The organism is Nocardia vinacea NBRC 16497, assembly GCF_000308835.1.
GTDB lineage: Bacteria > Actinomycetota > Actinomycetes > Mycobacteriales > Mycobacteriaceae > Nocardia > Nocardia vinacea.
Genome location: NZ_BAGN01000104.1, coordinates 1 through 11,244 on the forward strand (window position 1 = coordinate 1; position 11,244 = coordinate 11,244).

At 66.0% G+C, this 11,244-nt stretch carries 12 protein-coding genes; 7 read left to right on the top strand and 5 right to left on the bottom strand.

From position 1 onward, the window contains the following. The 3 genes from ON44_RS13905 to ON44_RS13915 all read left to right on the top strand — a co-directional run. Window positions 1–940, top strand: a 940-nt coding sequence (locus ON44_RS13905; protein WP_040690004.1) for an MFS transporter, incomplete at its 5' end; no start/stop codon positions are given. A gap of 50 nt (window positions 941–990) precedes the next feature. Then, window positions 991–1,410 (top strand): DUF6841 family protein, encoded by a 420-nt coding sequence (locus ON44_RS13910; protein ID WP_040690006.1) that lies wholly within the window; start codon window positions 991–993, stop codon window positions 1,408–1,410. 27 nt (window positions 1,411–1,437) lie between these two features. Beyond that, window positions 1,438–2,349, top strand: coding sequence for an SDR family NAD(P)-dependent oxidoreductase (locus ON44_RS13915; protein WP_245567145.1), 912 nt, complete (start codon window positions 1,438–1,440; stop codon window positions 2,347–2,349). Here the strand turns inward: ON44_RS13915 and ON44_RS13920 are convergent. Together ON44_RS13920 and ON44_RS46735 are read right to left on the bottom strand one after the other, a co-directional pair. Continuing rightward, window positions 2,310–3,407, bottom strand: coding sequence for an epoxyqueuosine reductase (locus ON44_RS13920; RefSeq protein WP_051181983.1), 1,098 nt, complete (start codon window positions 3,405–3,407; stop codon window positions 2,310–2,312). The genes ON44_RS13915 and ON44_RS13920 overlap by 40 nt on opposite strands. A gap of 65 nt (window positions 3,408–3,472) precedes the next feature. Beyond that, on the bottom strand, window positions 3,473–4,051 hold the full coding sequence (locus ON44_RS46735; RefSeq protein ID WP_157187140.1) for a phosphatase PAP2 family protein: 579 nt from the start codon (window positions 4,049–4,051) through the stop codon (window positions 3,473–3,475). Between the two features lie 123 nt (window positions 4,052–4,174). Between ON44_RS46735 and ON44_RS13930 the strand changes: the two genes are divergently transcribed. Genes ON44_RS13930 through ON44_RS13940 form a run of 3 tightly spaced genes read left to right on the top strand, consistent with a single transcriptional unit; the run spans window position 4,175 to window position 6,228 of the window. Next, on the top strand, window positions 4,175–4,831 hold the full coding sequence (locus ON44_RS13930; RefSeq protein ID WP_040690010.1) for an urease accessory protein UreF: 657 nt from the start codon (window positions 4,175–4,177) through the stop codon (window positions 4,829–4,831). A gap of 40 nt (window positions 4,832–4,871) precedes the next feature. Beyond that, entirely contained in the window at window positions 4,872–5,588 is a 717-nt protein-coding gene (gene ureG, locus ON44_RS13935) for an urease accessory protein UreG (protein WP_040690012.1), read from the top strand. Then, window positions 5,578–6,228, top strand: coding sequence for an urease accessory protein UreD (locus tag ON44_RS13940; RefSeq protein WP_040690014.1), 651 nt, complete (start codon window positions 5,578–5,580; stop codon window positions 6,226–6,228). Before ureG ends, ON44_RS13940 begins: the two co-directional genes overlap by 11 nt. Window positions 6,229–6,372: 144 nt before the next feature. Here the strand turns inward: ON44_RS13940 and ON44_RS13945 are convergent, their stop codons facing one another. Continuing rightward, window positions 6,373–7,089 carry a hypothetical protein gene (locus ON44_RS13945; protein ID WP_040690015.1) on the bottom strand — a complete coding sequence of 239 codons (717 nt, stop codon included), beginning with the start codon at window positions 7,087–7,089 and terminating at the stop codon, window positions 6,373–6,375. Between the two features lie 165 nt (window positions 7,090–7,254). Continuing rightward, window positions 7,255–8,694 (bottom strand): NAD(P)/FAD-dependent oxidoreductase, encoded by a 1,440-nt coding sequence (locus tag ON44_RS13950; protein WP_040690018.1) that lies wholly within the window; start codon window positions 8,692–8,694, stop codon window positions 7,255–7,257. A 178-nt stretch (window positions 8,695–8,872) separates the two neighbouring features. Between ON44_RS13950 and ON44_RS13955 the strand changes: the two genes are divergently transcribed. Then, a complete protein-coding gene (locus ON44_RS13955) occupies window positions 8,873–10,387 on the top strand; it encodes a cytochrome P450 (RefSeq protein WP_083897852.1) in 1,515 nt (504 codons plus the stop codon). A gap of 7 nt (window positions 10,388–10,394) precedes the next feature. Here the strand turns inward: ON44_RS13955 and ON44_RS13960 are convergent, their stop codons facing one another. After that, on the bottom strand, window positions 10,395–11,243 hold the full coding sequence (locus tag ON44_RS13960; protein WP_040690020.1) for a serine hydrolase: 849 nt from the start codon (window positions 11,241–11,243) through the stop codon (window positions 10,395–10,397). Window position 11,244: the final 1 nt, after the last annotated feature.

Sequence of the window (11,244 nt, forward strand, 5' to 3'; positions counted from 1 at the left end):
ATCGGTATTCCTCATCAATATTCCGGTGCTGCTGATCCTGCTCGCCTTCGGTCCGCTCGTGCTGCCGGAACATCGCGCCGGTGTGGTCGGTCCGCTGGATATTCCGAGTGTGCTGCTGTCGATCGGCGGCATTCTGCCGGTGGTGTACGCGGTGAAACAGATCGCCGCGGAAGGGTTCGATGTCGAACCGCTCGTAATCGGACTCATCGGTGCGGTGCTGCTCGCGATCTTCGTGCGGCGGCAGCGGCAGCTGGCCGAACCGCTGCTGGATCTGCGACTGTTCCGGCGGGCGCAGTTCTCGGTCGCCATCGGCTCCAGCCTGGTCGGCATGATGTCGCTGGCCGCGATGAGCTATCTGACCAGTGTCTACCTGCAATCGGTGACCGGACGTGACCCGCTCGCGGCCGCGCTGCTCGGGATTCCGATGGCGATCGCGGTATTCGTGTGCTCGATGGGTGGTGCGCGGGTCGGACACAAGCTCGGGGTGCGTCCCACCTTCGTGCTGGCGCTGCTGGCCTCGGCCATCGGCAATCTGATGCTGATCGGTGTCGGCGTGGACGGCGGAATCGCCTGGTACCTTGCGGGATCTACGATCGCGGGCATCGGTTACGGCCTGGCGTTCACCCTGGTGTCGGATGTGGCGGTGTCGTCGGTGCCACCCGAGCGGGCCGGATCCGCGGTCGGGATCTCCGAGACCAGTTTCGAATTGGGCAACGCGCTCGGCCTCGCGCTGCTGGGTTCGGTTGCGGCACTGGTCTTCCGGTCCGGTGGCGGCTATGCGGACACGCTCGGTGAGACCATTCAGCATGCGGGCGACAATTCCGCACTGATCGATTCCGCACGCGAATCCTTTGTCTCCGGAATGCATGTCGCGACCTCGGCCGGTGCGCTGCTGTTGGTGGTGATGGCGGCGGTCGCCGCATTCGCACCCAGGCGCTGACCGGCGCGCCTCCCCGGATTCGGCCGCGATTCGCGATATAATCAGATGTCATGATTTCGCATGACATCACCTCGATCGAGGGTTTCATCCGCAACTACGACGAGATCGTCGCGGCATCGGATTTCGCCACACTGCCAAGCCTTTTCGATCCGGTGATCCTGGTGACCACTCCGACATCGAGTCGCTGTGTGAGCCGGGAGGAGTTCGTGGCCGCCGCCCGAGCGCGGGCCGACCAGTTCGACGCGGGGTCGACGCCGCGCACTCGGTTGGTCGAGCAAACCACCTTCGAACTGGGCGGACACTGCTGGCTGAGCTCGGCCCGGTGGGCGCTGTCGCTCGGCGAACGGTCCCTCGACGTCTACAGCGACTTCCTGGTGCGCCGTGCCGAAGACGGGTTGCGGATCGCGGCCTACCTGCCCCGACAGGATCTGCCCGAGCTCCTGCGCACCTCGGCAAATGATCGCGAATAGGCCAGGCCGGCGCATACAGTCGAGAGGGTGAACGACACTCCCGAATCGAGCAATGGCCGCCCGCTCGCCGAGCGAGTGGCGTCCTGGCTGCTGTACCCGACCTCCCGGCCGCGGGAGAAATCCCTGCGCGAGGAGGTCGCGGGCCGGACCGTGCTGGTGACCGGCGCGTCGCACGGCATCGGCAAGGCGAGCGCGCGCAAACTGGCCGCGGCCGGTGGGATCGTGCTGCTGGTTGCGCGCTCCGTCGACGCTCTGGAGCAGGTGGCGGCCGAGATCACCGCCGAGGGCGGTACCGCGCACGTGTACCCGACGGATATGACCGATATGGACGCCGTCGAAAAACTCGGGCGCGATCTACTCGCGGAGCACGGTCACATCGATGTGCTGATCAATAACGCGGGCAAGTCGATTCGCCGTTCGATCGACGAATCCTACGACCGCTTCCACGATTTCACGCGCACCATCGATGTGAACTATCTCGGGCCGGTCCGGCTGCTGCTCTCCTTGCTGCCGAGTATGCGCGAACGCAAACAGGGCCATATCGTCAATATCTCCACCTGGGGCGTGCTCATGCCGCCCGCCCCGCGGTGGGCCGCCTACGGTGCTTCCAAATCCGCCTTCGATGTCTGGTTGCGCAGTGCCGCAGCGGAAATCGCCGCCGACAAGGTGACGACGACCTGCATCTACATGCCGCTCGTGCACACCAGAATGAGCGCGCCGACGGACTTCAGCCGCGTTCCCGGGCTTACCGTCGACGAAGCCTCCGATCTGGTCTGTCACGCCGTGGCCGCCAAGCCACGCAAGATCGCGCCCTGGTGGTCGCCGGGGGTCCAGGCCTGGTCCGATCTGACCCGAGGAAGGGCGCAGCGCTTCATGGAACATGCGTTCCTCGCTGATCGTTATTCGCCACGTGTCCGGCGCGGACGCGGACCGATCTGATCGAGCAGTACATTGACCTCCTCCGGGAAACCATTGGTCACCGCCTTCGGCGTCTTGTTCGGGAATCGGCGCGTGACGTGCTCCTCCGCGGCCGATCCGGGCAGGACGTAGACGGGTTCGGTCTTGTTCTGCAGCGGACGCACCACATCGTCGAGGTGGGTCTTGCGATCGTCGAGGTAGGCGCCGATCACATCCTCGCCGGCCGGGCAGACGGCCATGCAGTACCCGGCCTTGTAGTTGGGTTTGAACGACAGGCTCTGCCACATCGAGAACGATTCGCCGGTGGTGACGCGCTCGCGGTACTCGGCGGCGCTGTCGCTGTCGGCGACGGTTTCGGCCCAATCGGTGAAGCCGCCCATGAACTCTCGGTAGTTGTGGGTATAGCAGGCCTGGAAATCGAAGCCGCCGTCATTGGTGATCGCGCCGACCGGACAGGCCGATACGCACAGCTTGCATTCCAGGCACGGATTGAAATCCAATGCGGCGCTCGGCTCGTCGATCACCGCATCGGTGACCACCGTGCCCAGCAGGATGAAATTGCCGAACTTCGGGTGAATCACGTTGCGGTGGATACCCATAACGCCCAATCCGGCCGCCTCGGCCACCACCTTGTGCGCGATCACCCAGATCCGACCCGGGAACTTGTCGACCTCCATCGGATATCCGGGCGCGGGGTAGACGGCGCGGTACCCGGCATCCTGCAGGGCCCTGGTAATGCGGCGCGACACCTCGTTGGTCTCGTCGTCGGCGTGGTTGAATTCGGTATTGGCCAGGCTGCGCATGGTGCTGCGCAGGTTGTCCCGGTTCATCCGGACACAGAAGGTCACGAATGTGCGTGCGGAGGGCAGGATTTCGCGCGCATGCTCGAGTTCGACCGCCACCCTGGGATCGTCGACCGGTACGAAGCCCACATCGTCGGCTCCGGCCGCGAGGCAGAGCTCGCGCAGTCGCGCCGCGTTCAGCACCGGATCCGGTGTCGTGCGCGCCATTTCGGTCATCCGCTTGACGGTCGGATGCTCCGCGAATCGTCGCTGTCCCGTTGGTTCGTTATCCGACATCGGTCCTCCTCGAAACCGCGAGACCGAACGGCCTCAGGAAGATAGACCGCGCCTGCCCCCGAAACTCATCGCACTCCGGGCGTGTCGGACGGTAAGTGGTTGGCGGTATTGCGGTTCGAGCGCAACTTGTCGGCCGTCCACGCGACGGCAGCGCCGACGCCCGCGCCGAGCAGCCAACCGGCCAGTACATCGGTCGGCCAGTGCGCACCTAGATACACCATGCACCCGCCGACGAACACCACCGCCGCAACGAGCACGGTGCCCGCCGCACTGCGGATACGGGGCGAGCGCCACTCCACCGCCAGGAATATGCCCGTCGCCAGTGCCGACGTAGCCGCAGCATGAGTGGAAGGCATTGCCCAGCTGTGGATTTCGGGCCACAAGGTCAGATCTCCAACCGGGCGCGGGCGCCTGACCACCTGCTTCAACCAATGTGCGATGAAATCGCCCAGCAACAGACTCGCCGCCGCGATACCGCCGACCCGCCAGCTCCGCGTCGCGACCACGGCCAATACCCCGGCCAGCGCGACGATCTCGAGCACCTCGATGCGCATTCCGGCATTGCCGATGCCCTGAATCACCTGCGTCACCGCATCGGCGCGCCGGACCGATACGACGCGCATGATGCTCTCGTCGAACCCCATCGCGCCCATGTTTCCAGACCCCCAGCGGTGGCAGGAGACATCCCGAGCCCGCTCCGGTCCGAAGATCATGTGTGGCCCGGTCGGGGTGAGGGAGCCCGGCCGTGTCACGCATAGGATCGACGGGTGCATGGATCGGATGCGGGGACCACGGGGTTGGCGACGTTGTTCGCGTTGGCGGACTCGCGGCTGCCGATCGGGGGGCATGTGCATTCCGGCGGTGTGGAGGAGGCGGTGGCGTCCGGCGTGGTGCGCGATGTCGCGACGGTGGAGCTGTATTTGCGGCGGCGGATCCGCACGTCCGGACTGGTGGCGGCCTCGTTGGCGGCGGCGGTGTGTGCGGGAAAGTCGACCGCCGAGCGGGCCGAAGCGGAGGCCGATGCGCGGACACCGGCGCCGGCTGCGCGGGCAGCCTCGCGGGCACAGGGGCGTGGTCTGGTGCGGTTGGCGAAACAGGTTTGGCCGGGGGAGGATTGGACGATTCTCGGTGTGCGGCCGCATCTGTCGACGGCCTTCGGTGTGGTCGGGCAGATCTGCGGTGCGACTCCGGAGCAGGCCGCCGCGGTCGTCGTCTACACGACCATGACCGGCGCGGCGACGGCGGCCCAGCGGCTACTGGCGCTGGATCCCGCCGCGGTCGCCGCCTGCACGATCCGGCTCGGCGAACTCTGCGACCGGACCGCCGCCGCGGCCGCGACCGAACTCGCCGCGCTCTCGGATCCGCTACAGGACGTACTCGCACAGCGACACCTCGTACGCGATATGCCCCTGTTCGCGTCCTAGGAACGCAATCGGCAAGGATGGAAGCGGAAAGGAGCACGATATGCCACCCCATCTGATCGACGGCGAGCCGCACGAACACTCGCACGACCGGCCCAAGCGCGAGCGCACGCCCGGCGAGGCGCTGCGCATCGGCATCGGCGGACCGGTCGGTTCGGGCAAGACCGCCCTGGTGGCCGCCCTGTGCCGACAACTGCGTGACGAACTCTCGCTCGCGGTGCTGACCAACGACATCTACACCACCGAGGACGCCGACTTCCTGCGCAGGCACGCGGTGCTACCCGATGAGCGGATCACCGCCGTGCAGACCGGTGGCTGCCCGCATACCGCCATTCGCGATGACATCACCGCGAATCTCGATGCCATCGACGATCTGATCGCGGCCAATCCGCCCCTGGATCTGATTCTGGTCGAATCCGGTGGCGACAACCTCACCGCCACATTCTCCTCCGGCCTCATCGACGTACAGATCTTCGTCATCGATGTCGCGGGCGGCGACAAGGTGCCGCGCAAGGGCGGTCCCGGCGTGACATTCTCGGATCTGCTGGTGATCAATAAGACCGATCTGGCCCCGCTGGTCGGCGCCGACCTGGACGTTATGGAGCGCGATGCCGCGAAGGTGCGCGAGGGCCGCCGCACGGCGATGATCTCGCTGACCGAGGATCCGGCCGCCACCGCGGTGCTCGCCTGGGTGCGCGAACAGCTGCGGGCCATTGCCGAACAGGACAAACCGGCGACCGAATCCGCTGTTGCGCACTGAGGTTCGCATTGTCGCGGCAGTCGGTACGCTGCCCGAGATCCACGCGAGCGGTGGGCTGTCGGCCCGGCGCACCGGTCCGGACACCGTCCACCTGATCGGCACCGCGGCCACTCCGCTCGGCGGCGATGAACTCGATATCGAGATCGTGGTCGGTGCGGGCGCGCGTCTGGTGGTGCGCTCGGTCGCGGCCACCATCGCGCTACCGAGCACGCACACGCCATTGTCGTTGGCGCACTGGCATTTCGACGTCGCGGGCGAGCTGGATTTCGATCCGGAGCCGACGATCGTGGCCGGCGGCGCGCACCACCACACCGTGACCGAGGTGCGATTGACCCCCGACGCCCGGCTACGGCTGCGCGAACGCGTACAGATCGGGCGCACCGGTGAGGACGACGGTGGTTGGCGCGGCGACCTGATCGCCGATATCGGCGCCCTGCCGCTGCTGCGGCATCGACTCGAACTCGGTGCGGGTAGTGCCACCGATGACAATCTCGCCGCGCCAAGGGCATTGGACAGCGAACTCGTCTATCCGGACGACCACCCCGTGGAAACCGACGGCCTGGCCTCGGCCCGCCTCCCGCTCGCTTTGGGCGGAACCCTGTCCACCCGAACGGGACCGCTGCTCGTCAGTATGCGATAGCTCCCGATTTGCCGCGGAATGTGTCATCCATCACAGCGGGGCTTTGTCCGGACCGACACGGTGTAGCGATGCGCCGGGCGGGGGAATGAAAAGAGGTGGGAACCCGACAACGTCGTCAGGTTCCCACCCCGGTTCGGCGCTGGATCAGTCACCGACGACCCGCGAGGGCGCGTTGAACGCATTGACCGCGCCGACGACCGCACCGACCGCCGCCCCGATGGCGGCCGCGGGGACCGTGATCACGGCCGCACCGACCGCCGCCCCGAGTGCCGGACCCGCGACGAGCCCGATGGGCACGAGCGGCAGTCCGATGACCAGACCCAGCACACCGCCGACCATCGCGGAGCTTGCCGTGACAGGGACCGCCACCCCCGCGCCCGCCAGCGCACCCATTGTGGCGGTGCCGATGGTTTGTCCGGCGATCCGGTCCGAGCGGCTGCGCTCCATGCCGATCGAATCGAGGAATGTCGCCAGATCGGCCTCGGCCATTGCGGAGTTGTCGTTGATCTGGATTGCCTGCTCCTGGTTGATCCAATCCGGTGCGTCGATGGTTACGTCACCGAAGCGAAACTTGCCAGGCGGCGGCGCGATCGGCGGCACCGGAGCCACGGGGACGGGCGGGTGCAGCACACCGACGGGCGCGAGGTACTTCTTATCCGGCGCGGGACGCGACCACTGCAGCGAGCTCTGGGTGTCGTCCGGGATGTGCTGACCCTCGTACGGCATCGCGTTGGGGACGTCGGCCGCGGGCCACTGCGGCCTCTGCTCCTGAGTGACTGTATTCGACTGTGCGGGATCGGCATTCGCGGTGCCGGTGCCCACCAGCGCCAGAACGAGCGGTACTGTACCCGCCGCGACCATCGTCCCCATCTTCTGCCGCTGCGGGTTAGGAGCTCTGTGCTTGCCTGTCCCCATACATCGCCTTCCATCCGGAGAAATGTCATCCGACATTCGGATTCGAGGGACTCGCGGATGGGTGAAAAACTTGCAGGGCGCGATGTTGCTAACGATTAGCCAACTGGGCGGCTAGCCCACCTTGCGGTCGGCTGCCTTCTCGGTGCGCGCGGCCTTCCCGTTCTCTGCGGGCGGCGCCCCCAGCGCGGCCGCGAGTTCGTCGGCGTCATGCTGATCGGCCTGTACCGCCTCCACCGCGAGCCGGGCGAAGACCCACTGCTCCGTGGCTGCCATCTGACCGCGAGTGCGGCCGAGGAAGGTCACGAACCACTGGATGACGGTGATGATCCGGCTGCGGTAGCCGACCAGGTAGTAGAGGTGCAGCGCGAGCCAGGCCAGCCAGGCGATGAATCCGCCGAACTCCAGCTTGCCGACCTGGCAGACGGCGCTGAATCGCGACACCGTCGCCATGCTGCCCTTGTTGAAGTACTTGAACGGCTTGCGGTCCTGCGGCGCTTGGCCTTTTAGTCCGGCCTTGATCTGCTTGGCCGCATACGTCGCGCCCTGGATCGCGCCCTGCGCCTGACCGGGCACATTCGGCACCGACATCAGGTCGCCGACCACGAAGACATTCGGGTGGCCCTTGATGGTCAGATCGGGTTCGACGATCACGCGTCCGGCGCGGTCGGTCTCGGTGCCCTCGGAGCGTTCGGCGAGCATCTTGCCCAGCGGGCTGGCCTGCACGCCGGCCGACCACACCTTGCACGAGGATTCGATCCGGCGCACCGTCCCGTCGGCATCCTTCACCGTGACCCCGTGCGCGTCGACATTGGTGACCATGGCGTTGAGCTGGATCTCCACCCCCATCTTCTCCAGCCGCCGCTTGGCCTTACCGCCCAGCTTCGGACCCATCGGGCCCAGCACCGCACCCGCGCCCTCGACCAGGATCACCCTGGCATCGCGCGGATCGATGTTGTGAAAGGTGCCCTCCAGGGTGCGGTCGGCCAGTTCGGCGATCTGACCGGCCAATTCGACACCGGTGGGTCCGGCGCCGATCACCACGAAGGTGAGCAGTCGGTCCCGCACTTCCTGTGTGGTGGCCAGTTCGGCGCCTTCGAATGAGCCAAGGATGCGTGCGCGTAGCTCCAGCGCGTCGTCGATGGTTTTCATGCCGGGGGCGTAGGTGGCGAACTGGTCATTCCCGAAGTAGGACTGCTGCGCGCCGGTCGCCACGATCAGACTGTCGAAGGGGGTGACGGTGTTCTGGTTGAGCAGCTGCGAGGTGACCGTCTTGTGCTCGAGGTCGATATCGATGACATCGCCGAGCAGCACCTGGGCGTTCTTCTGCTTGCGCAGCACCAGCCGGGTCGCTGGGGCGATCTCACCAACCGACAGGATTCCGGTGGCCACCTGGTAGAGCAGCGGCTGGAACAGGTGGGTCGAGGTCTTGGAGATCAAGGTGACATCGACGTCGGCATGCTTGAGGTGCTTGGTACCGAACAAGCCGCCGAATCCGGAGCCGATCACCACCACCCGGTGGCGATGGTTCTCCTGGACAGACTGAGTGCTCATCGTCGGTGCTCCTCAAACCTGGGGTGCGGCCCCTCGAACGGTGTTGACCCGACTTACGGTAGTCGGCGCTCGGCTGGCCGTCGCGGCGAGATCCCGGTTGTTGATGTGCCGATTCTTTTCGAGCGAACGAATGTGAAAAAGAGAATACGATAGATCCTGTCGTTCAGGGAGGTTTGTCATGGTCGTCGGTGGCCGTGTCGCCCAGATCCGCAGTGGGAATGGAAAGCCCAGCGTGCGGCATGAATCCGAGAATGCGTCGCTCATCGACGTCCCGGACGACCACCTGATAGATCGACTGCTGCGCCGAGTTCCCGAGCGTCCCCATGTGTTGGCCTCACCGCCGCGCGGCAGCACCGCGACCGCGGTGACAGGAGATGCCGGACTTCCATATTTCGGCCGGGGCCTGCATTACCTGCGCTGGGGTCCGGCGGAAATGATGCAGCGGTATCGCCGCTACGGTCCGGTTTCGCTGAATTCGTCGCTGGGCTTGGATCGGGTGCTGGTCTGCGGTCCGGAGGCGATCGATGAGGTGCTCGGAAAGCGGCGTCGCGATTTCGGTCAGGGCTGGGACTACTTCATCGGTCCGTTCTTCCGGCGCGGACTGCTGCTGCTGGAATTCGACGAGCACATGTTCCATCGCCGGATCATGCAGCAGGCCTTCACCAGGGAGCGGCTGGAGGCGCATCTCGCGACGTTGACGCCGGTGGCGCGGGCCGCCGTCGCACGATGGGTGCCGCGGACCGGCGGCACCATCCGGCTCTATCCGACGATCAAGGAATTGACGCTGGAGATCGCGGGCGAGACCTTCATGGCCGTCGATGTCGGGGTGCGGCGGCGCAAGCTCATCGATGCGTTCATCGACTGCACCCATGCCGGACTATCGGTTATTCGACATCCGGTGCCCGGCGGCAATTGGCGTGCCGGCCTGCACGGGCGCAAGGTGCTCGAGCAGTACTTCACCGACATGCTGCCGAGCAGGCGACGGACCGAGTCGACGGATTTCTTCTCCGGACTGTGCCATGCGCGCACCGAGGACGGCGCCGAATTCAGCGATGCGGATGTGGTCAACCACATGATCTTCCTGATCATGGCCGCGCACGACACCACCACGACCACCGCCACCGCCGTGGCCTACTACCTCGGCAAACATCCCGAATGGCAGCGGCGGGTGCGCGCCGAGGTGTGCGCGGTCGATGCCGAAATCGGCGGCGCCGCACCGACAATCGGCGATCTGGACCGGATGCGCGAACTGGATCTGGTGATCAAGGAGAGTTTGCGATTGATGCCGCCGGTGCCAGGACTGCCGAGACGGGCGGTGCGCGACACCGAAATTCTCGGGCATTACATTCCGGCGGGCACACCGATCGATTGCGCGTATACGGTCAATCACTTCCTGCCGGAACTGTGGACTCGGCCCGAGGTGTTCGATCCGGAACGCTTCGGCGAAGCGCGGCGCGAGGACAAATCGCATCGACTCGCCTGGGTGCCCTTCGGTGCGGGGGCGCACAAGTGCATCGGGATGCACTTCGGGACATTCGAAGTGAAGACGATCGTCGCCGCGCTGGTGCGGGATTACGAATGGGAGCTCCCGGGGGATTACCGAATGCCGTGGGGATTCACGACGATTCCGTTCCCCCGGGATGGCGCGCCTGTGTATTTGCGCCGTAGCGATCGCTTGCGGGTCGCTCGATAGGATCAGTTCAGCGCCCGCTGAACAGGAGCTCGGCGACCTTGGTGTCGGTCGCGGCTCCTTCGGTGTAGCCGCCGTCGCTGCCGAGCGAGCTCATGATGGCCAGGGTGTAGCGCTCGCCGGGTCCGGCGAAGCCGACCGAGTTCACCACCCAGCCGCCCTGCTCCTCGGACCAGCCGTTCTTGAGGCCGGGCCGCATCGCGGCGCCCGCGCCCCACACACCCCAGTGCTGGTTGCTGTCGACCGCGCGCATACGGTCGAACAGGTAGTTCCGGTCGTCCGGGTGCATATTGCTGAAGATCGAATCCATCAGCCGATCCAGGTCGGCGGGGGTGCACTTCTGGAACGACCAGTCCGGGAACATCGCGGTATTCGTCGGCTGCGGAACCAGGTTCACCATGCCGCTGGCGCGGAAGGCATTGTTATAGGCCATCCGATCGAGGCCGGCGTACTTGTTCCAGAGGATGTCGGCGGCCTGGTCATTGGAGGTGGCGAGCATCGATTCCATCAGGCCGCGGTCCTCGGGACCGAGACCGATCACGCCCGCCCGCGCGCGGTTGAGCAGATCGGCGGCGATCGCCAGTTTGATGGTGGAGGCGGTCCAGACCGAGTTCTCCGCATTCTCGCTCGCGTACACCCCACCGCTCACTCGGTCGCGGACCACGTAGCCGGTCACGCCGGGCCGATTCTTCAAATACGCGTCGACAGCGGCGATTCGACTGCTCATATCGCAATCGAAACCGGCGATGCAACCCTGTGTATGGGCCGGAGGCGCCGCGTAGGCCGAAGGAATCAGCGCGGTGGTAGTGGGGACCAGGATCGCCGCAGCGGCGAGGACAGAGACGGAGGCGTGACGCACG